Consider the following 20,308-nt stretch of genomic DNA (forward strand, 5'->3'; position numbering starts at 1 on the left):
GTAGAGTGCCGGTCCCATGACTGACGAAGGGAACGGCGCTCCCGTCCCGGACGTCGACGCGCTGGTGTCGCAGTTGCGGGCCCGAGTCGAGCAGCGTGAGCGAGAGGGCCACTATCCCTCGACGCTGACCGAAGAGATGCGCGGGCACTTCGAGCGCATCGCCCGACATCGCGCCGCCGTCGACCTCGACGTGTTGCGTCGACAACTCGACGTGCTCGACAACGCCTCGTCGTTCGACGCCGCCCGCATTCCGCTGGGGTCGGGAATGCCCGGTGGCCAAAAGCTGCACGCTGCCGTGGCCAAGCTGGTGTCGCGCCAGACCCAGGGCGCACTGGAACAGGTCCAGGCGTTCGCCGACGCAGCGCGCGTCGCGCTCCGCACCGTGCTGTCGGCGCTGGAGGAACCCGACGGGCACGTGCATGCCGACCTGGTCGGCCAACTCGACTCGCTGTTCGAGCGACTGGCTGCGTTCGAACGCGGCCCCGCTGCGCCGGAGGCGGCAGTGGCGGACCTGCGAGCTCGGGTCGAGGTGCTCGAAGCATCACAGCGCCCTGCGCCGCCGGTGCCTGCAGCACTGTCGCCGGTTGACTACGCAGAACTGGCGGGCTGTTTCGAGGGCGCGTCGCCTGTGCTCCACGTCGCGTCCGGCGAAGGCGGGCTCCTCGAGGCACTGGCCGCTGCGGGCATCGATGCGTCCGGCGTGGAGCCCGTCGCCGAACTCGCCGAGCGCTCACGCGCACGCGGCCTTCCCGTCACGCACGGCGACCCTGTGACGTGGTTGGCCGCCACGCCCGACGAGAGCCTCGGCGCAGTTGCAGCCGTCGACCCTGGCGACCGCATGCCGCCGGGCCAGGTCGTCGCTCTCGTCGTTCTTGCCCGCGACAAGCTGCGCCCCGGCGGCCTGCTGGTGTTCCACGGCCGCAACCCGGCGTCGCTCTACGGCCTCGCCCATCGCGTGACCGGAGAGGGTCGTTCCTTGCATCCTGCGTACCTCGAACTCGCGCTGCGAGAGGCCGGCTTCGGCGATGTGCGAACGGCGTGGCATGCGCCGCCGGGCGAAGGTGAGCGGCTGCACGAGCTTGATGCCGACCCCGCCATGAACGAGAACATCGCGCGGCTCAATCGGCTGCTGTACGGGCCGCAGGACTACACGGTCGTTGCCACCCGCTGATGGCCGTCCATCAGGTGCTTGTTGCCGCTTCGCGGCACGACGCCGTGACCAACGCCGCTCTCGAGCTGCGCTCGCTCTTGCGACGAGCGGGGCCGTCGGAGATCTTTTCGCTGTACTACGACGCCGAGCTGGCGGCCGAAGTGGTCCCGCTGGCGGAGTTTCCCCGCCGCGCTGGTCCCAGCGGCAGCGACGTGCTCGTGTTCCACTCGGCCATCGGCGAGCCCTACGTGCAGGCGTTTCTCATGGAGCGACCCGAGCGCGTGGTGCTCGTGTACCACAACATCTCTCCCGCCCCCCTCTTCCGGCCGTACGCGCCGCAGTTCGCCGACGTGCTCGAGCGCGGCCGCCAGGAGTTGCGCGAGCTCGCGCCGCGCGTCGAGTTGGCACTGGCGCCGTCGCAGTACAACGCAGACGAGCTCGAAGAGATCGGCTTTCGTGACGTGCGCGTGGCGCCGCTGGTCGTCGACGTCGACCGGCTCGCTGGCTCGGCGCCTGACGCCGATACGACGTTCCACCTCACACGCAACGTCGAAGGGCCGCTCGTCCTGTTCGTCGGCCAGCTCTTGCCTCACAAGCGACCCGACCTGCTCGTGCAGGCGTTCAACGTGCTGCTCACCTATCTCGAGCCCGACGCCCACCTCGTCTTGGCCGGCGCCGGCACGCTCCCGCTCTACCGACGGGCGGTCTGGCTGCTCGCCCATGAGCTCAACCTGCCGACAGTGTGGTTCGCCGGGCGCGTGAGCGACGCCGAGCTCGTGTCGTTCTACCGCCGAGCCGACCTCTTCGTGACGGCCAGCGAGCACGAAGGGTTCTGCGTCCCGCTTCTGGAGGCGATGTCGTTCGACCTGCCGGTGATCGCCCGGGCCCACGCAGCAATCCCGGAGACGCTCGGTGGGGCGGGCCTCGTCCTTCCCCCCGACGACGACCCGGTGTTGCTGGCGGAGGCCATGGCGGCGGTCATGGGTGACGAAGCGCTGCACAGCGGCCTGGTGGCGAGCGGTCGCCGTCGCCTCGCCGAGTTCTCGCCCGACGCCGCCCGCGCCACCTTCCTGCGCCACCTCCTCGAGGTGGTGTGATGCGCTTGCTCTTCGTGGTGCAGCGGTACGGCGCAGAGGTGGCGGGCGGGGCTGAGCTTCACTGCCGCCAGTTCGCCACCCGCTTGGCCGACCGCGGCCACGACGTCGATGCACTCAGCTCGTGCGCGGTGAGCTACGTCACCTGGGACAACGAGTACCCCGAGGGCGACACCGAGCTCGACGGCGTCAAGGTGACGCGACTGCGGGTGGCGCAACGTCGCGACGCCCGTTTCTTCGGCCCCCTCGACGCCCGCGTTGTCTGGGGCCGCAAGCCCGTGCCGCTCTACCTCCAGAAGGAGTGGATGCGGATGCAGGGCCCGTGGCTGCCGGACCTGGCGCCATGGCTCCAAATCCACGCCGCCGACTACGACGTCGTGATCTTCTTCACCTACCTCTACTACACGACGTGGGCAGGCCTCCCGGTCGCCGCCGGTTTGGTGCCCACGGTGCTGCACCCGACGGCCCATGACGAGCCGCCGTTGGCGCTGTCGCTGTTCGACACGGTGTTCCGCCAGCCGAAGGCGTTCGCGTTCTCCACGGACGAGGAACGTGCGTTGGTGCAGCGGCGTTTCGGCCTGCGTGCGCCGAACGGCAGCATCGGCATCGGCTTCGACCTCGACCCTGGCGATGCCGCCGCCGACGAAGCTCGGTTCCGCGCTTGGTACAACCTGGGCGACGACCCGTATCTCCTCTTCGTCGGGCGCCTCGATCCGGGCAAGGGCTCCGACGAGCTGTTCGACTTCTTCCGGGCCTTCAAGGAGCGCAACCCCGGGGCGTTGAAGTTGGTCGTCGTCGGCGACCCGCTCAAGCCGCTGCCCCCGCATCCCGACGTGGTCGTCACCGGCTTCGTCGACGAGGCCACCAAAGACGCCTCGTACGCGGGCGCCACCGCCCTCGTGCAGCCGTCCTACTTCGAGAGCTTTTCCATGGTGCTGGCCGAGGCTTGGGTGCACAGTCGGCCTGCGTTGGTGCAGGGTCACTGCGACGTGCTGGTGGGGCAGTGCAGGCGCAGCAACGGGGGCATTCCGTACCGGGGCTTCGCCGAGTTCGAGACCGCCGTCCAGCTTCTTCTCGACCAGCCGGCGCTCGGTCGCGAGCTCGGTCGACGAGGTCGCGCGTACGTCGAGTCCCGCTACTCGTGGGACGCCGTCCTCGGCCGCTACGAGCGGCTGTTACGGCATGTGGCGGACTATCCTCGAATGCTTCGTCCAACGCGACCGTTGCGAAACGAGAAGGACTCATGGAGCGGCTGACCAACGGGGAGGCGGGTGCCGACGTGCACGTCGAGGAACTGGACCGCGACGACGACCCCGCCGTCGACCGTGACGGCGACGTCGATGCCACGCAGGCGGTGCCCACCGATGAGGCCGCAGCGGCCGCACCTGTGCAGCAAACCCGGGCGGGGCTCGTCCTCCAGGCGGTGGCGCGAACGCTGCCCATCTACATAGCGTCCCGACTCTTCACCCTCGGTGCCATCGGCCTCGGTACAAAGATGATCCCGGGCTTCCACCTGAAGGATGCGTTGCTCCGTTGGGACGCCAGTTGGTACCTCGGGGTCATCCAGGGCGGCTATCCACGGCAGCTGCCGGAGGTGGACGGGCTGGTCCAGCAGAACACCGTCGCCTTCTTCCCTGGCTTCCCCCTTGCTGCCCGGGGGTTCCGTGCGGTGACCGGGCAGTCCCCCTTCGTCTCAGCCGTGGCGGTCGCCGTGTTGTCCGGGGCTGTGGCTTGCGTGCTGCTCTGGATTCTGGTCAACAAGCTCTACGACCGGCGCGTGGCCGACCGGACGGTCGCCCTGTTCGCTTTCTTCCCGTCGACCTTCGCCATGCTGCTCCCCTTTGCCGAAGGGCTCATGTTGGTCTTCGTCATCGGCTGCCTGCTGGCCATGTTCGACCGGCGATGGGTGTTGGCGGGGGTGCTGGCGGCCTGTGCCACCTTCACCCGGCCCAATGCCGTCGTCATCGGCGGCTGTTGCCTCTGGGAAGCCGTCATCGCCATCCGGGAGCGCCGCGAGTGGCGCGCCCTCGTCACCCCTGTGATGGCTCCTTTGGGGATCGTCGTGTACTTCCTCTTCCTCAAGTTCCACACGGGGGAGCTCGATGCGTGGATACGCACCGAGGAGGAGGGGTGGGGCTACAGCGGCACCCGCTTGGGCGAGGCGACCTGGCGGGCCCTGACAGTCTCGTTGCGCGATCCGTTCTACGACCTGAACTACGTGGCCTCCACGGCTGCGTTGTTCTTCGCCGTGATCGGCGTGGCGCTCCTGATCAAGCAACGCGTGCGGGTCTCGTTGATCCTGCTCGCCGCGGGAGTCGCCACCTTGGCGCTGTCGACCGGCGCCGCTCCGGCGTCGCGGCCCCGCTACATGCTCGGCGCGTTTCCCATCCTCATCGCACTGGCCCGCTGGGCCGACAACGAGCGGCGTTTGGCCATGCTCGTCGGATGCTTTGCTACCGGCCTGGGTGGGTTCGTCGTGCTCACCACAGTCACAGGCGACGTCATCTTCTGACCGGAGGTTCCCTTTCATGAAGGCCGTCATGCTCTGCGGAGGCCTCGGGACGCGACTGCGCGAGCAGACCGAGTTCCGGCCGAAGCCGATGGTCGAGGTCGGTGGCAAGCCGATCCTCTGGCACATCATGAAGATTTTCTCGCACTACGAGATCCGAGACTTCGTGGTGTGCATCGGGTACCGAGGCGACGTCATCAAGGAGTACTTCCTCGATTACGAAGCTCGGAACAACGACTTCACCATCAGCCTCGGTCGCTCGCATGAGATCACGTTCCACGACCAGCACCAAGAGTCCGACTGGCGGGTGACGGTTGCCGATACCGGGCTCGAAACCCAGACCGGGGGACGGGTAAAGCGCGTGGAGCGTTACATCGACGGCGATCGCTTCATCGTGACGTACGGCGACGGTCTTGCCGATGTCGATATCACGAAGCTGCTGGAGTTCCACGAGTCGCACGGACGCCTCGCCACCATCACCACGGTTCGTCCGCTGTCGAGGTTCGGGGTGCTCGATGTCGGCCCGGAAGGGGAAGTGCAGCGGTTCCGCGAAAAGCCCCAAGTCGACGGGTGGGTCAACGCCGGGTTCTTCGTGTTCGAGCGGGCGGTCTTCGACTATCTCGACGAAGACTGCGTACTCGAACGCGATCCCCTGGAACGGCTCGCCAAGGAAGGCCAATTGGCGGCCTACCGTCATGAAGGCTTCTGGCAGCCGATGGACACCTACCGGGAATCCCAGTTGCTCAACGACCTGTGGAGCGAGGGAGCCCCATGGAGGGTGTGGAAGCAGGATTGACGGTGGATTCCTCACCACCGCCGGAGGGCGGCGGACGCCTCCGGTCGATGTTGCGACGGGAGCAGGTCCGGTATCTCTTGATCGGTGGCTACAACACCGCCTTCGGTTACCTGTTCTTCGCGGCTCTGGTTGTGCTGTTCGCCGACCGCATCCACTACACGGTCCTGCTCCTGGTCAGCCATGTGGTCAGCACGCTCAACGCCTACGTGGGCTATCGCCTGTTCGTGTTTCGTGTGCGCGGCAGCTTCTTTCGTGACCTGTTCCGGTTTTGGTCGGTCTACGCCGTGCAGATCGCCGTCAACCTGGTTGTTCTCCCCGTCTTCGTGCGAGTGAGCGGCCTTGGTGTGCTGCCTTCGCAGGGCATCATCGTGGCGGTGACCACCGTCGCCACCTACTTGGCGCACAAGCATTTCTCCTTCCGCCGCCCCGCCGCGTCTCCGGAGGCGGGAAGCGACAAGAACACCCTCGATCCCCCCTAATTGGGAGGACTCGAACAGCGAAGCACTGGCGCCTTGTGGCCACGGATGCTACTTTTCGTCATCACCATGGGAGCTTTGCGATCGCCGTCGGCGTTCTGTGTCCGTCACCTGGGGTCTAGAGACATCGAAGCGCGGAGTCGTTCGGGCCTATACCATGCTTGCTTCGTCGCACTCTGTCGGTCGGGGGAGCCGAAAGTTTGCTGCACCCCCGATTGTTCTCGCGCTCCATTTGCCCAAATGAGAAGCCAAACGAGCAGGGGGGAAAATGAAGAGGGTTCTTTTTCTGGCTGTCGCGGCTGGGGGGCTTTTAGCCGTGGGTGTCGGCGTTGCCTCGGCCGGAAGCGATGCATCCGGCACGCCGAGCCGCCAATGTCGTGACGGGGCCAATGCCACACAGGCGACAGTGCCCGGCTCCAGCGTCGGGTTCGAGACGGGACCGACCACCCCGGGGGCCACAGGCGTCACCGTCTGTTACAGCGACACCGCCAACGGCACGCCGTCGCGGGCGACCGGCGGTTACGTGCACGCCCGCCAGGACCAGAATGGCGCCACAGGTGCGCAGTGCGTCGGTGACCCGGGGACCGCTCTCACAGTGAACTGCTCGGCGTCCGGAGAAGTCACCACAGGCGACGACGGCAATCCCAACACCGTGGGTCGTACCGTCGCGGCTCGAGTCCTTGTCACCAACACAGCGGTGCGCACGACCGGTGCGTTCGTCGAGCCGTTGGTGACCGTCGATCCGTGGGGTGCGACGACCGACGCGTCCGCCACCACAGGAAACGGCACGTGTTTGTTCGTCGACGGCGCGGGCACGTGCACAACCTCGGTGAGCCCGTTCGACGTCCGTGCGTCGAACGGCGACCTGGCGCCCACGACAAGCACAGGGACGTACGGCTGCGTCGGCGTCAACGGGAGTTGCACAGTTCCACTCGTAGGAGCCACAGCTACCGTCGGCCACGACGCAGTGAACCCGACGGTCGACGGGAGAGTCCTGAGCGTCTCCGTCACACGAGACACCGGACGGCAGTGCGTTCGAATCGGCATCACATGTCCATGACGGCCCTGCCTCGACGCAGGTGGGCGGTGCTCGGCGGGGCGCTGGCCGTCATGGTCGCCCTGATCGCGACGACCTGTTCGTCGGGTTCGGGTGATCGCCTTGTCACCCACGGCAAGACGGCCGCGACGCCGGTCCCCACCTCCCTTCCACCATTCACCCAGGCCCACTCCGACGACCCCATTGCGGCAGCCGACAGCCTGCACGACCTCCACAGGCCTGCGGGTGCGCTGCCGAGCACTGCCGCGTCGCCCCGAACGAAAGATGCTGCACGGTCGCGCTCCGAGCCGGTGGCGGGCTCCACGTCCACGTCGTCGCCCCCTACGGCGACTGCGGGCGGATGCCCTGACCCGAAGACGTGCCGCCGGTACCAGTTCGTGCTCTACAACGGCGAGCCGGGGCGGTGGCCGACGGGCCCCGACGGGCGTGTGACCATCCGATATTACGTGAACCACAACGGCTCCGGCCTGTCGGCCGACGTGGTTAAGCGAGCGATCGAGGCGGCGTTTGCCACGTGGGAACGGGCGGCTCCCACAGTCGACTTCGTCTACGCAGGATCAACGATTCGGGCGCCGGCACTGGGTGACGGCTACAGCGACATCGCCTTCGTCAACGCAGGTCCGGGAAATGCCTTTGCCCAGGTCCGCGACGGGGTGACCACCGAGGCCGACATGTTCCTGAGCACCGGCGAATGGACATGGCATCCGTGCGAGCAGCGCGACAACTCCTGTACGCGCACAACCTCGCCGGGCTCCACTGGGGAGGGCTATCGGGATGAGCTCCAAAGCATCGTCACCCACGAGGGCGGGCACTGGCTGGGCCTGGCGGACATGCGTGACGACCAAGGGCTCGACCAACACCTGACGATGAGGCCGTCGGGCATGCCCGGGGACCGGTTCTGGACGACCCTGGCGCTCGGTGACGTGCTCGGCGTGCGGGCGCTGTACCCGTGCTCGTGCCCGTTGCCGCCGATCTACTCGCCGTAGACGGCGGCGCCTGGTTCAGGCGTCGCGAAACTCGACCACCGCGAGCCGGCGATACGCCGGCTCGCGGTGGACGTACGACAGCACCGGCGACAACCAGGTGAGGAGCACCCACGCCACCTTGTCGACCGCCGCTCGCCTGATCCACCGACGCACGATGAACTCGCGCAGCCGCAGGTTGGCGTTGGGCAGCAGGCGCACGTTCGCCTTGCGGCCGTGCTTGGCCAGCGCGCGCTCGACGTAGTCGGCCAGTTCGGCAGGCGTGGGCAGGCCGTTCTCGACGTGCTCACGGAAGAAACGGAACTCGACGCCGCGGGTGGTGCGGAACAGCTCGGCCATCTCCTTGTCGTGCTGCTCGGCCTCCGGGCCGGACGGCACGGCGACGATGAGGAGGCGGCCCGCGATGCGCACGAGCTCGTCGACCGCGGCTTGGCGCAGCGCCACTGGGACGTGCTCGAGCATGTCGACCGAGATCACGCACGGCCGGGAGCGGTCGTCGAAGGGGGTGTCGAGAACCGACGCCTCGACCGGTTGCAGCAGCGGGTGGACGGACCGGCTGGTGAGGTTGGTGTCGACGCCCGTCACCGCCCTGCGGAGGTAGGGGCCGATCCCGATGCTGCCGGAGCCGATGTCGGTGACCTTGTCGTGCAGGCCATGCTTCTTGATGAGCCTGATGATCGGGAGGTAGCGGAGCGCGATGTCGGGGTTCCACTCGTGGAACGGCCCGAGCACGACACGCGCGATGGCCGCCTCACGGGGGCTCAACTCGTCGTGGTCCATCATCTCAAGGTGGTCGATGGCGGCGAGTGTAGTGGGTCGTGCATCCCGCTCCAGAGGTGGAAGGTGAGGCCGCCCATCCGCGAGAATCCAGAAATGCCCCCCGTGGATTCGACTCGCTCTTTCGGCGCGGACGCCTCCTTTTGGCGCAGCCGGCGGGTCCTGGTCACCGGGCATACCGGGTTCAAGGGCGCGTGGCTGGCACTTTGGCTGGAGCACCTCGGCGCATCCGTAACGGGGCTCGCCCTGCCGCCCGAAACGCCTGATGGCATCTTCGGCCTGCTCGGCTCATGGGACGGCCTCGACTCGCGCATCATCGACCTTCGGGACGCCGACGCCGTCATCGCCGCCGTGGCCGACACCGACCCCGATGTGGTGCTCCACCTTGGGGCACAAGCCCTCGTCCGGCGGGGCTATGCCGATCCGGTGGGAACCTACGACACGAACGTCATGGGCACTGCCCACGTGCTGCGAGGCGTCGAGGCGGCACCGGCTGTGAAGGCAGTGGTGGTCGTCACGAGCGACAAGGTGTATGCCAACGACGGTGCCGGGCGACCGTTCACGGAATCCGACCCGCTCGGCCATGGCGACCCGTACAGCAACTCAAAGGCGTGCACGGAATTGCTCGTGGCCTCGTGGCGGGCGTCGTTCCTCGGGCCCAAGGGCGTCCCAGTCGCCACCGCACGCGCCGGCAACGTCGTCGGTGGCGGCGATGTCGCCGAGGACCGCCTTGTTCCCGACGCCTTGCGCGCCTTGGCCGCCGCCGACGTGCTGCGGCTGCGCAACCCTGATGCCGTGCGGCCGTGGCAGCACGTGCTGGAGCCCTTGGCCGGGTACCTCTTGTTGGCGCAGCGCTTGGTCGAAGGTGACCAAGCCGTGCCCGACGCAGTGAACTTCGGTCCCGACGAGGAGTCGTGCCGCTCGGTGTCCGATGTCGTGCAGAAAGTCTTCGAGCTGACGGGGACGGGCAAATGGGAGCACGAAGGCGGAGAGCAGCCACCGGAAGCGACGCTGCTGCGCTTGGACTCCTCGCTGGCACGTGAGCGTTTAGGGTGGCGGCCTCGCCTCGATCTCGACGACACCCTGGCGTGGACGGTCGACTGGTGGCGGGCCCAGCGCGAAGGGGCCGACATGCGGGCGTTCTCCCTTGCACAGATCGCCACGTTCGAAGAGCTCATCGGAAACGGAGTGGGATGAACATGCTCGCCTGTCGATCCTGTGGTGCCGAGTTGCAGCGCACCTTCGTCGACCTGGGGACGACCCCGTTGGCGAACTCCTACCTCGAGGCATCACAGCTCGATGGCCCGGAGCCCCGGTACCCCCTCCACGCCAGGGTGTGCGAGTCGTGCCTGCTCGTCCAAGTCGAGGACGTCGTCCCGCCCGAGGAGATATTCAGCGACTACGCGTACGCCTCGTCGTATTCCGCCAGTTGGGTGGAACACGCCCGCCGCTTCGCTCACCATGCCATCGAACGATTCGGGCTGGGCCCGTCGAGCCTGGTCGTCGAGGTGGCGAGCAACGACGGCTACCTCCTGCAGCATTTCCGTGACGAGGGCATCCCCATCCTCGGGGTGGAGCCCGCCGCCAACCTTGCCGCCGTCGCCGTCGAAGCGGGGATCCCGACCGAGGTCCGGTTCTTCGGTGCGGAGACAGCCGCCGACCTCGTCGCCCGTGGCCAACAGGCCGACCTCGTCGTCGGCAACAACGTGCTGGCGCACGTTCCCGACCTCAACGACTTCGTTTCCGGGATTGCCACCCTCCTGGGGCCCGACGGCGTGGTCTCCATCGAAGTGCCGCACCTCCTGCGGCTGATCGAAGACGTGCAGTTCGACACCATCTACCACGAGCACTTCTCGTATTTCTCGCTCTATGCAGCGGAGCGCGCCTTTGAGCGCCATGGGTTGCGCATCTTCGACGTGGAGCAGTTGCCGACCCATGGAGGAAGCCTGCGCTTGTCGGGCTGCCATGCCGCACATTCGCGCCACGACGGCTCCGGCCTCGAAGGTGTGCGTAAGGCCGAGCACGACGCAGGCCTCGACTGCATCGACGGTTACGACGGTTTCGCCCCTCGGGTGGAGCACTGCCGCCGGTCGGTGCTGCAGTTCCTCGAAGGTGCACGAGCAGAAGGGAAGCGAGTCGTTGCGTACGGCGCTGCGGCCAAGGGCAACACGCTGCTCAACTTCTGCGGGGTCACCGCCGACGCAGGGGTGATCGACTACGTCGTCGACCGCAGCCCGCACAAGCAGGGGCGCTTTCTCCCTGGCAGCCGTCTCCCCATCGAGGACCCGTCGAGGGTGGCGGAAACCAAGCCCGACTACCTGCTCATCCTCCCGTGGAACCTCCGGGAGGAGATCGTCGGGCAGATGAAGCAGATCACGACGTGGGGCGGCCGATTCGCCACCCCCGTTCCCGAGGTGCGCGTCTTCTCGTGATCTTCCGAGAGACGGCCATCGGGGGAGTCGTCGTGGTGGAACCGCAGGCGATGGCCGACGAGCGCGGACTGTTCGCCCGCACGTGGTGCGCAGACGAGTTCGCCGCAAACGGCGTCGACCCTGCCGTCGCGCAGTGCAGCGTGTCGTTCAACCATCGCCGCCACACCCTTCGTGGCCTCCACTTCCAACGGGAACCGCACGGTGAGTCGAAGCTCGTCCGCTGCACGCGTGGCGCTGTCTTCGACGTCGCCGTCGACCTTCGACCCGAGTCGCCGACGTATTGCCGGAGCGTTGCCGTCGAGCTCACCATGGACAACCGCGTGGCGTTGTTCGTCCCGCCCGGTTGCGCGCACGGCTTCCTCACCCTCGCCGACGACGTCGAGGTGCTCTACCAGATAAGCCCTCGTTTCGAGCCCAGCGCGGCGGCGGGTGTGCGATGGGACGATCCCCGCTTCGGAATCGAGTGGCCGGCGGCGCCCGCGGTGATCTCCGAACGCGACGCCACGTACCCCGACTTCGATGGCTGACGCCGTCCTCGTCACCGGCGCCGCGGGGTTCGTGGGCCGCCACGTTGTGGCCGAGCTCGGACGCCGAGGGATCGAGCACCGCCTGGCGGCACATCGCTGGAGTTCGCCTGCGGAACTCCAGCGCCTCGTGGGAGACGCCGCCCCGGTGTCGGGGTGCATCCACCTCGGTTGGTACGCCAATCCGGCTGACTACCTCGTGGCCGTCGAGCCCAACGCCCTTTCTCTGGCCGACACGTTGGCGCTGGCGGGCCTTCTCGATGACGCCGGGTGCGAGAAGCTGGTCGTGGCCGGCAGTTCCGCGGAGTACGCGTCGTCGCCCGAGCCCGTCGACGAGGACGCAGTGGTTCGACCGACGACCGTCTACGGGTCGGCCAAGGCCTTGTGCCACGAGCTCCTGCGCACCCGGCACCGCCCGGTGCACACCCGCGTGGCGTGGGCCCGCATTTTCAACGTGATCGGCCCTGGCGAACCGGCCGGCCGCATCCTGCCGACGGTGGCCCGGGCTCTCCTTGCCGGTGAGCCCGTCGACCTCACGGCGGGCACGCAGGTCCGTGACTACATCGACGTTCGCGACGTGGCCACCGCCTTGGTGGACCTGGCCCTGGCCGACGTCGAGGGCGCCGTCAACGTGTCGACCGGGACGCCGCGCACGCTGCGTTCGGCACTGGAGGGGCTTGCTCGTCACGCGGGCGACGCCTCGTCGCTGCGGTTCGGCGCTCGGGAGACCGGTGCGGGCGAGAACATGTACCTCGTCGGTCGCAACGACCGCCTGCGAGGAATCGGCTGGCAGCCGTCGTTCGAGTTCGAGCAGACGCTCCTCGATGTCATAGCGTGGTGGCGCTCGGAGGGTGGGCGCGCATCCGCGCCTCACGGTGCGCTCGGGCCTCAGGAGACGCGTTGATCGTGGAACCGAAGCCGCTGCTGTCGGTTGTTGCCCCTGTTTATTGCGAGGAAGAGGGGATCGCCTCGTTCTACGAACGGACGACCCGGGCCGTCGAGGCCATCGACCCCCCTGTCGACCACGAGCTCGTCTTCGTCAACGACGGCAGTACCGACGACACCCTGTCGGTGCTGCGAAAGCTGGCCGACGACGACAGCCGCGTGCGCATCGTCGACCTCTCCCGCAACTTCGGGCACCAAGTGGCCATCACCTCGGGCATGGACCACGCCCGGGGCGACGCCGTAGTGGTGATCGACGCCGATCTGCAAGACCCGCCTGAGGTCATCGCCGACATGGTGGAGAAGTGGCGGGACGGCTTCAAGGTCGTCTACGGCGTGCGCACCCGCCGCAGCGGCGAGACCGGGTTCAAGGTGCTCACCGCCAAGTACTTCTACCGCCTGCTCAACCGCATCTCCGACACCAACCTGCCGCTCGACAGCGGCGACTTCCGCCTCCTCGACAAGCAGGTGATCCAGGCGCTCTGCGAGATCCGGGAGGAGAACCGGTACATCCGCGGCTTGGTGGCGTGGATCGGCTTTGCGCAGACAGGCGTCTACTACGAGCGCGACCCGCGCTACGCAGGCGAGAGCAAGTTCACCGTCCGCAAGATGCTCCGGTTCGCCGCCGACGCCGTGACCAGCTTCTCGGAGAAGCCGCTGCGCTTCGCCACCCAGGTCGGGCTGTTCGTCACCACCTGCACCCTGCTCCTGGCGCTGTGGATCATCGCCAGCCGGGTGCTCTCGCCGCAGGGTTCCTTTCCTGGCTTTGCCTCGTTGATGGTGGTGGTGCTCTTCCTGGGCGGGGTGCAACTGCTGTCGATCGGCCTCTTGGGCGAGTACGTAGGCCGCATCTATCGCGAGAGCAAACGCAGGCCGCTGTACATCGTCGCCGAGCGCGTCAACTTCGACGACGAGTCGTGACGCCCCTCGTCTCGGTGTGCATCCCCGTGTTCAACGGGGAGCGCTTTCTCCGGCAGACGCTCGACTCTGTCTTCGCTCAGACGTTCGAGGACTTCGAGGTCGTCGTTTCCGACAACTGTTCTACCGACGGCACGTCCGCGCTGCTGGAGCGCTACGACGATCGGCGTCTCCGGGTGATGCGCAATCGGGAGAACATCGGCGCCATCGCCAACTGGAACCAGGTGCGGGCCGAGGCGCGCGGCGCCTACGTGAAGCTCCTGCCCGCCGACGATGTGCTCGCGCCCCACTGCCTGGCCCGACAGGTAGCCGTGCTGGACGACCCCGCCCACGCGGGCGTCGTGATGGTCGCCGGCAAACGCGACATCGTCGACGAGGACGACCAGGTTCTCTTGCGCGATCGCGGCTTGGCCGGCCTACGCGGCGTGGTCCGCGGCCATGACGCCGTCCGCCACACGGTGCGCGCCGGGACGAACGTGTTCGGCGAGCCTGCCGCCGTGCTGGTCCGGCAAGAGGCGTTGGCGCAGTGCCGCCCGTTTACGTCGTCGCGCCCGTACATGGTCGACGTCGAGCTGTGGTGCGAAGTGCTCTCCCACGGCGATTTGTATGCCCTTGCCGAGACGGTCGCCACCTTTCGCGTGTCGGGCACCTCGGAAAGCGCCAAGGAGGCACGTTCCCAGGCGCGACAAGCGCAAGAACTGTTCCGGGCCCTGCACCAGGCGTCGCCTGACGTGGTCCGCCGCCGCGATGTGTTGACGGGCGCGGCGCGCGCGGTTGCGCTGGCGCACTCGCGGCGCTTGCTCTACCGGGTGCTCGCCCGCCGCGCGGTCCGTGCCTCGTCCTCCGACCAGGTTTCCGGCCGGCACTAGTTCGAGCAGACCCGCTCGATGCCCTCGTTGATCTCGCGCATGGCGCGATGCCATGTGTAGGTGGCGGCGGTGGCGCGTGCGCCTTCGCCCAAGGCCTCGGCGAGCCCCGGTTCTTCCCGAAGCCGTTGCACGGCCGCCGCGATTGCCGGTCCGGTGGGTTCCACCACGAGCCCGTTGACGCCGTCCTCCACGAACAGTGTGAGGCCACCGCCGTCGCGGCAGACAACGAGCGGCTTTCCGTGCTGCATGGCCTCGATGGCGGTGAGCCCGTAGTCCTCGTCGTAGGCGGGGGCGACGACGCAGAACGCCTCGGCGTACAGGCGGCTGAGCTCGCTGTCGTCGACGTGCCCGAGGTACTCGACGTTCGAGCCGACAGGCGGATCGCCGGTCGCCCGGTCGTCGTGCCGGCACAGCCACATCGGCAACGAGTCGACATGTGCGATGTCGGAGCCCATGGCGGACAGCTTGGCGTCGAGTGACTGCACGTACTGAAGCCGCGTGCCGCCGCCGACGGCGACACCCTTGAGGTCGGGGAGCAACTTCATGGCGTGCACGAAGAGTTCCGTGCGCTTAGGGAACTCTTGCCTGCTCACGCAGATGGCGTGCTTGCCCTGGCCCGTCACCGGCACTTCGCACGCGCCGACGCCGACGCCTGCGTGGTACACGCCCACCGTCTCCCGCAACCCGTTGAAACGGTCGAGCCGCTCCTTGACGACCTCTGACGCTGCGAGGATGTGGCCTGGTCGACGGAGCAGTTCGTAGTCGAGGGAACGGATGAGTTGCTTGGCCTCGTGGTGGAGCGCGACATCAGGGGCGAAGCCCGCTTCGATCCACACGTTCGACAGGTCGTAGTACATCCGCTGATGGTGCGAGAACAGCGCCAAGTGGCGCGGATGGTGCACGGCGTACGACGGAGGTTGGGTCGAGAGCACCAAGTCCACCGCATCGAGCCGCATGACCGAGAAGGCGTCGACCAAGGCGAGGTAGCGGAACGACTCCGCCTGGCTGTGCCACACGTAATCGGGGATGTCGATCCCAAACGCCCGCTCCCGCACGTGCCGCACGTCGACGGTCAGCCATTCGACGGAATGACCCATGGCCGCCAATTCGCGGCTGATCCGTTGAAGGACGAGTTCGAACCCGCCCACGATGCCGAAGTCAGGCTTGACGATTCCGATGCGCACGTCGTGTCAGCTGTGCCGGTCGACCTTGCGACCGATGGCCGCGTAGTCCTGCGGCCCGAAGAAGGCGTCGTTCAGCCGCTGCAAAAGGGCGTGTCCCTCGGGGTCGCTCGGCAGCGGGAAGCCAGGGTCGGTGGCGGGGTGGAGGTAGCGGACCTCCACCTCTGTGAACCCGCGTGCCCCGATGAGGAACTCGAGGTACAGGGGGTGTACGGGGCTGCGATGCGTCGGGTCGATGTAGAAGCTGGATGCCCCGACGAGGAGATTGGTCGGGTTGGGCGTCTCGAAGAGAAGGATCCCACCCGGCCGGATGGCGACGAGGGCAGCGTCGACCAAGCGGACCAGGTCCTCGAAGGGCAGGTGCTCGACGACGTGAAACGCGGTGACGGCCCCGATCGAGCCAGGTTCCACGGTGAGCAGGTGGTCGATGGCGTCGCCGTAGCGGACGTCGAGGCCTCGCTCGACGTTGCGGTCGACGAACGTCTTGTTGGTGTCGACGCCGTACGCCGGGATGCCGTTCTCAGCCAGGAGCTCAAGCCACTCGCCTCGGCCGCACCCGATGTCGACAACGGGCGCCCGGCCGGGCAGGTCGGACATGTCGGGAAGGTAAACCCGCTGGCGCCCCTTGATGTCTTCGCGAGAGCCACGAAAAACGTCTTCCAGCTGCGAGTAGAGCGGTGCCAGCCAGTCGTCGACATCGCCTGCGACCTTCGCCAACTGGGCGTCGTCGAACGCTTCGCCGATCCGACGCCGGGCCTCCTGCATGATGACTTCGAGCCGCGTGCGCTGGATGGCGGCATCCGTGCGGGCGGCGTCTGCCTCTCGGCCGAGCTCGGAGGCCTTGATCTCGAGGTGCACGATCCGCTCGTGGAGGCGGTCGCACTGAGCGGCCAGGGCGCGGATGAGGGCATCGGTCGCTTCGAGCGCTTCGCGTGCCCGTGTCAGCCGCACGTGCGCGTCACCATGAGCAGCGGCGATGTTGTGGTTGAGGACGTGCAGCGCGGCGACCGTCGCCCGGTTGAACGCAGCCTGCTCGGTCGTATGCAGCCGAGCCAAGCGCAGGAAAAGCTTCTTGAATCGTCCGAGGCGAGTGCCTTCCGGGAGACGCACGCCGGCGTCCATGTGGCGGTTGGCGGTGTCGAGGTGGTCGATGATGGGCTTCAGATAGGCCAGCGGGTCGCCGAAGTCGTTCGCTCGGGCGTCACCGAGGGCGCGCTCCACCAATGCGTTCATGTAGCGGACCGTGGCTTCAGGGGGCATGCGTCTCGCTCTCGACGGGCAGGCGGCGACTGCCGCCCCGCATGTGGGCGAGCCATCGTACCCTCGCGTCTCTGTTCATCTTCAGTTCGACACTGCCGATAGATGGAGTGTGGAACCTGGGGCGGACGGGTCGATATTCGTGCTGCCGTCGTCGTCGTCGCAACGACGGCTGTCGGCTCGACTGACGGCATGGCTGGGACGGCTCGACGCCGAGCGGCGTCGCTGGACGGCGGCTGCCCTCCTCGTGGCGACCACGGTGGGCGCAGGCGCGTCGATGACGGCTTCCCCGCTTCCCGTGCATGTCGGCCAGGCCGCCTCGGCCGACACGGGCTCCGCTGCCGCCGCCGGTGTCGTGCGCGGTTTCACTGCGGCCACCCCGCCCGCCGCCGGGCCCATCCCGCTGGGCAAGGGCATGTGGCTCAACCGGTTCGAACGCAGCGCCGGCGGTGACCCCCAAGCCTTGGTCGCTCGTGCCCAGCAGCTGGGCCTGACCCACCTCTACGTGCGGGTGGGCTCGTCGTGGAAGGGCTTCTACGCCCAGGACGTGCTCGAGCGGCTGCTGCCGGTCGCCCACGCCGCCGGGATCAAGGTCGTGGGCTGGGACTTCCCCAACCTGCGCGACATCAACGCCGACGTGCAACGGGGCCGCGCCGCCATTTGGTACACGACGGCGACCGGCCACCGCATGGACGCCTTCTCGGCCGACATCGAGACGCAGTCGGAGGGCACCAACCTCACGGCGGGCGGCGCCTTGGAATACGGCGCCGCCCTGCGGGCCCAAGCAGGCCCCGGGTACCCCCTCATCGCCACCGTGCCCCGGCCCAGCCCCAAGCGGTGGTTCCCCTTCGCCGAGGCCACAGCGTCGTTCGATGCCATCGCCCCCATGGTTTATTGGGGCAAGCGCGACCCCGTGCAAGACGTGCGGGGCGCCATCGCCGACCTGCGCCGCTTCGGCAAGCCGGTCCTGCCGGTGGGCCAGGCCTACGACTCGGCCATCGACGGCTGGGCGGGCGGCTCGCCGTCGAAGCAGGCGCTGGCCAACTTCACCCAAGCCGCCTTCGACGACGGTGCCCTGGGCGTGTCGTTCTGGGTGTGGGAGACGGCGTCGTCGGAGCACTGGGCCGCCATCGGCGAGGCCTCGCAGTTCAACGTCGACCCCGACAAGGTGGCCAAGGGAGACCCGCAAGCCGTGGGCTTCTTGCAGCGTTCGCTGGCCGGCGTGGGCCATCCCACCCCGGTGGACGGCACCATGGGCGAGTCGACCAAGGCCGCCTTGGAGAGCTTCCAGCGCCGTCAAGGGCTGCCCCCGACGCGCCAACTCGACCCTCCGACGGCCGCCGCACTGGTGCAACCCCTGCCGCTGCCGGTGGGGTAGTCGCCCTCACGACTGGTCGAAGAGCCGGAAGAGCACGAAGGCCACCTCCAACAGCAGGAGTTCGTCGGCCCGGTCGGCCCGCAGGCCGGTGTAACGCTCGACGTCGCGGAGGCGCACGCTGATCGTCTTGCTGTGCAGGCCGAGGCGGTCGCCTGCGCTCTGCATGGTGCCCTCCGCCCACAGTGTCGCTTCCAAGGCCTGCAACAGGCGCCGCCGCCGGCCGGGGGGCAGGGCGAGCACGGGGCCGAGCACGTCGTCGACGAAGGCGCGGGCGCTGGCGGGGTCGGCGGTCGACAGCAGGCGGTGCGCCGTGAGCTGCCGGGCGTCGACCACCCCGGGCGGGCAGGCGGCCCGGCGGGCGACGGCGAGCACTTCGCAGCCCCGCCGGTAGGCCGCATGCAGAGCGGCCGGGCCTTCCACGGGCGGCGACGGGAGCACCAGCACGCCGTCGTCTTCGGCCGTGGCCACCGCGCACGTCAGCGCCGCCTCGGCTTGTTCGGCGGGCACCACGAACACCGCATGGAGCACCGGATCGGCCCGCAAGGAACCGTCGAAGGCTGCGGGCACCGCCTCGGCCACCCGCTCCTTGATTCGGCGCAGCGGGTCGATGGCCGGCGCCGCAGGCCCGGCCAGGCCCAGTTGCAGCACCACGAACGGCTGGACCAGGTCGACGTCGAGGGCGGCGGCCAGGCGCAAGGCATCGTGTTCGGAGCCGAAGGCGCCCGACAACACTTCCTCCACCAACTCGCGTTGGGCCCGCGCTTGGGCCATGAGCCCCTTGCGGGCGTGCTCGTTGGCGCCCTTGGCCATGGCGGCCGCCGCTTGCTGCATGTACTCGAAGGCCTCGGCGCCCAGTCGCCCGATGGCCGAGGGCATGGCGTCGGTCACCGGCCGGGCCGCAGCCCGGTCGAGCATGTGCGCCCAGCCCCACCGCAGGGCCACCCGCACGGCCGCCAGCATGTCCTCGGGCGGAACGCCCTGGGCGGCGCGCACCGTGCCGATGGCGACGATGCCTTCGACCTCCTCCGGCGTCAGGCGCCGGCGTTCGGCCAACAGCCCGATGAAGGTGGTGACGGTGTGCACCACGCCTTGGGCCACCACCCGGCTGTCGTCCTCGCTGAGCGCCGCGTAAGTTGGCACCTCGCGGCGCATGCCCGCCAGCACCGCCTGCACCATGGCATCGGGGTCGGCCCGCAGCTCGGCCACCACATCGTCGAGCAGAGCAGCGACCTCAGGGTCGTCAGGCCAGTCCTGCTCCACCACGACGGCCGACGGCATCCTTGCCACCACGCACCCCCCAGGGCTCGGTGCTACGTATTGTCATCACCGTACAGCGCGGTTGGGAGGTGGTCGAACCGTTGATTTCGCAGTAGTCGCGTCGCGTCGCGCGACTACTGCGAAATCGTCGGGGTCAGCGCGCCGCGGCCTTCGTCGGCCGGCGGGCCGCCTTCTTGGGTGCAGGCGCCAGGAACGCCGCCAACTCGTCGCCTTCGAGCACCTCGTGTTCCCGCAACGCCTCGGCCATGGCGTCGAGGCGGCGGCGCTCGCCCCGCAGCAACTGGGTGGCCTCGGCCTCGGCGGCGTCGAGCAGCGACCGCACCTCGGCGTCGATCTGCTCGAGGGTGCTGGGCGAGATGTGCTGGGTGGCCAGGTAGTCGCGGCCGAGGAACACCTCTTCCTCCCGCTCGAGCACTTGGATGCGCCCCACTGTGTCGGTCATGCCGTAGCGACCCACCACCCGTCGGGCCAGTTCGGTGGCCCGTTCGAGGTCGCCTTCCGACGCCGTCGACGGCTCGCCGAAGACCAGCTCTTCGGCGGCGATGCCTGCCATGCCGACCGTGAGCTCGCTCAACAGGGCGGCCCGCCCGATGACCACCCGGTCGTCGCGCTGGAGCATCTCCAGGTGGCCGACGTGGCGGCCCCGGGCGGTGATCGTCACCTTGTCGATGCCGTGGTGGCCGCGGC

At 68.3% G+C, this 20,308-nt stretch carries 20 protein-coding genes; 15 read left to right on the forward strand and 5 right to left on the reverse strand.

The annotated features are described in order from the left end of the window. Positions 1-16: 16 nt before the first annotated feature. The 8 genes from VM938_11300 (at position 17) to VM938_11335 (ending at position 8,068) form a co-directional block, all read left to right on the forward strand. Complete coding sequence (locus VM938_11300; protein ID HVF75624.1) at positions 17-1,171, forward strand: methionine biosynthesis protein MetW; 1,155 nt, start codon at positions 17-19, stop codon at positions 1,169-1,171. Next, positions 1,171-2,247, forward strand: a complete 1,077-nt coding sequence (locus VM938_11305) for a glycosyltransferase (protein ID HVF75625.1) — start codon at positions 1,171-1,173, stop codon at positions 2,245-2,247. The genes VM938_11300 and VM938_11305 overlap by 1 nt, the downstream gene beginning before the upstream one ends. Beyond that, positions 2,247-3,500, forward strand: a complete 1,254-nt coding sequence (locus VM938_11310; GenBank protein HVF75626.1) for a glycosyltransferase family 4 protein — start codon at positions 2,247-2,249, stop codon at positions 3,498-3,500. The genes VM938_11305 and VM938_11310 overlap by 1 nt, the downstream gene beginning before the upstream one ends. Further along, complete coding sequence (locus VM938_11315; GenBank protein HVF75627.1) at positions 3,488-4,756, forward strand: hypothetical protein; 1,269 nt, start codon at positions 3,488-3,490, stop codon at positions 4,754-4,756. Before VM938_11310 ends, VM938_11315 begins: the two co-directional genes overlap by 13 nt. Before the next feature lie 28 nt (positions 4,757-4,784). Next, positions 4,785-5,549, forward strand: a complete 765-nt coding sequence (gene rfbF, locus VM938_11320; protein ID HVF75628.1) for a glucose-1-phosphate cytidylyltransferase — start codon at positions 4,785-4,787, stop codon at positions 5,547-5,549. Between the two features lie 47 nt (positions 5,550-5,596). Next, entirely contained in the window at positions 5,597-6,028 is a 432-nt protein-coding gene (locus tag VM938_11325) for a GtrA family protein (GenBank protein ID HVF75629.1), read from the forward strand. Positions 6,029-6,341: 313 nt separating this feature from the next. Further along, the gene (locus VM938_11330; protein HVF75630.1) at positions 6,342-7,085 is read left to right on the forward strand and encodes a hypothetical protein; all 744 of its coding nucleotides are present in this window, start codon (positions 6,342-6,344) and stop codon (positions 7,083-7,085) included. Next, positions 7,082-8,068: a matrixin family metalloprotease gene (locus VM938_11335; protein ID HVF75631.1), complete on the forward strand. Its 987-nt coding sequence runs from the start codon at positions 7,082-7,084 to the stop codon at positions 8,066-8,068. The genes VM938_11330 and VM938_11335 overlap by 4 nt, the downstream gene beginning before the upstream one ends. Before the next feature lie 15 nt (positions 8,069-8,083). Here VM938_11335 and VM938_11340 read toward each other — a convergent pair whose 3' ends face one another. Beyond that, positions 8,084-8,845: a methyltransferase domain-containing protein gene (locus VM938_11340; GenBank protein HVF75632.1), complete on the reverse strand. Its 762-nt coding sequence runs from the start codon at positions 8,843-8,845 to the stop codon at positions 8,084-8,086. A 102-nt stretch (positions 8,846-8,947) separates the two neighbouring features. On the opposite strand from VM938_11340, the gene rfbG reads away from it, so the two are divergent. Genes rfbG through VM938_11370 form a run of 6 tightly spaced genes read left to right on the forward strand, consistent with a single transcriptional unit; the run spans position 8,948 to position 14,527 of the window. Further along, positions 8,948-10,039: a CDP-glucose 4,6-dehydratase gene (rfbG, locus tag VM938_11345; GenBank protein HVF75633.1), complete on the forward strand. Its 1,092-nt coding sequence runs from the start codon at positions 8,948-8,950 to the stop codon at positions 10,037-10,039. 2 nt (positions 10,040-10,041) lie between these two features. After that, entirely contained in the window at positions 10,042-11,274 is a 1,233-nt protein-coding gene (locus tag VM938_11350; protein HVF75634.1) for a class I SAM-dependent methyltransferase, read from the forward strand. After that, the gene (gene rfbC / locus VM938_11355) at positions 11,271-11,801 is read left to right on the forward strand and encodes a dTDP-4-dehydrorhamnose 3,5-epimerase (GenBank protein ID HVF75635.1); all 531 of its coding nucleotides are present in this window, start codon (positions 11,271-11,273) and stop codon (positions 11,799-11,801) included. Before VM938_11350 ends, rfbC begins: the two co-directional genes overlap by 4 nt. After that, complete coding sequence (locus tag VM938_11360) at positions 11,794-12,702, forward strand: NAD(P)-dependent oxidoreductase (protein ID HVF75636.1); 909 nt, start codon at positions 11,794-11,796, stop codon at positions 12,700-12,702. Before rfbC ends, VM938_11360 begins: the two co-directional genes overlap by 8 nt. 2 nt (positions 12,703-12,704) lie before the next feature. Further along, complete coding sequence (locus VM938_11365) at positions 12,705-13,661, forward strand: glycosyltransferase family 2 protein (GenBank protein HVF75637.1); 957 nt, start codon at positions 12,705-12,707, stop codon at positions 13,659-13,661. A gap of 14 nt (positions 13,662-13,675) precedes the next feature. Then, positions 13,676-14,527, forward strand: a complete 852-nt coding sequence (locus VM938_11370; protein HVF75638.1) for a glycosyltransferase — start codon at positions 13,676-13,678, stop codon at positions 14,525-14,527. Here VM938_11370 and VM938_11375 read toward each other — a convergent pair. Both VM938_11375 and VM938_11380 read right to left on the reverse strand, forming a co-directional pair. Next, positions 14,524-15,711 (reverse strand): glycosyltransferase family 4 protein, encoded by a 1,188-nt coding sequence (locus VM938_11375; protein HVF75639.1) that lies wholly within the window; start codon positions 15,709-15,711, stop codon positions 14,524-14,526. The two genes, VM938_11370 and VM938_11375, sit on opposite strands and share 4 nt — an antisense overlap. 6 nt (positions 15,712-15,717) lie before the next feature. Next, positions 15,718-16,968 carry a methyltransferase domain-containing protein gene (locus VM938_11380; protein ID HVF75640.1) on the reverse strand — a complete coding sequence of 417 codons (1,251 nt, stop codon included), beginning with the start codon at positions 16,966-16,968 and terminating at the stop codon, positions 15,718-15,720. A gap of 109 nt (positions 16,969-17,077) precedes the next feature. On the opposite strand from VM938_11380, the gene VM938_11385 reads away from it, so the two are divergent. Then, positions 17,078-18,343, forward strand: a complete 1,266-nt coding sequence (locus VM938_11385; protein HVF75641.1) for a peptidoglycan-binding domain-containing protein — start codon at positions 17,078-17,080, stop codon at positions 18,341-18,343. A gap of 6 nt (positions 18,344-18,349) precedes the next feature. Here VM938_11385 and VM938_11390 read toward each other — a convergent pair whose 3' ends face one another. Both VM938_11390 and VM938_11395 read right to left on the reverse strand, forming a co-directional pair. After that, on the reverse strand, positions 18,350-19,621 hold the full coding sequence (locus tag VM938_11390; GenBank protein HVF75642.1) for a helix-turn-helix domain-containing protein: 1,272 nt from the start codon (positions 19,619-19,621) through the stop codon (positions 18,350-18,352). 133 nt (positions 19,622-19,754) lie between these two features. Continuing rightward, positions 19,755-20,308, reverse strand: a 554-nt coding sequence (locus tag VM938_11395) for a hypothetical protein (GenBank protein HVF75643.1), incomplete at its 5' end; no start/stop codon positions are given.

The organism is Acidimicrobiales bacterium, assembly GCA_035536915.1.
GTDB lineage: Bacteria > Actinomycetota > Acidimicrobiia > Acidimicrobiales > JAHWLA01 > JAHWLA01.

Excerpts from the sequence above, each read along its gene's own strand:
- VM938_11325 (HVF75629.1), top strand. The coding sequence starts at position 5,597 with ATGTTGCGACGGGAGCAGGTCCGGTATCTCTTGATCGGTGGCTACAAC.
- VM938_11305 (HVF75625.1), top strand. The coding sequence starts at position 1,171 with ATGGCCGTCCATCAGGTGCTTGTTGCCGCTTCGCGGCACGACGCCGTG.
- VM938_11360 (HVF75636.1), top strand. The coding sequence starts at position 11,794 with ATGGCTGACGCCGTCCTCGTCACCGGCGCCGCGGGGTTCGTGGGCCGC.
- VM938_11390 (HVF75642.1), bottom strand. The coding sequence starts at position 19,621 with ATGCCGTCGGCCGTCGTGGTGGAGCAGGACTGGCCTGACGACCCTGAG.
- VM938_11300 (HVF75624.1), top strand. The coding sequence starts at position 17 with ATGACTGACGAAGGGAACGGCGCTCCCGTCCCGGACGTCGACGCGCTG.
- VM938_11380 (HVF75640.1), bottom strand. The coding sequence starts at position 16,968 with ATGCCCCCTGAAGCCACGGTCCGCTACATGAACGCATTGGTGGAGCGC.
- VM938_11335 (HVF75631.1), top strand. The coding sequence starts at position 7,082 with ATGACGGCCCTGCCTCGACGCAGGTGGGCGGTGCTCGGCGGGGCGCTG.
- VM938_11350 (HVF75634.1), top strand. The coding sequence starts at position 10,042 with ATGCTCGCCTGTCGATCCTGTGGTGCCGAGTTGCAGCGCACCTTCGTC.
- VM938_11340 (HVF75632.1), bottom strand. The coding sequence starts at position 8,845 with ATGGACCACGACGAGTTGAGCCCCCGTGAGGCGGCCATCGCGCGTGTC.
- VM938_11310 (HVF75626.1), top strand. The coding sequence starts at position 2,247 with ATGCGCTTGCTCTTCGTGGTGCAGCGGTACGGCGCAGAGGTGGCGGGC.
- rfbF (HVF75628.1), top strand. The coding sequence starts at position 4,785 with ATGCTCTGCGGAGGCCTCGGGACGCGACTGCGCGAGCAGACCGAGTTC.
- VM938_11315 (HVF75627.1), top strand. The coding sequence starts at position 3,488 with ATGGAGCGGCTGACCAACGGGGAGGCGGGTGCCGACGTGCACGTCGAG.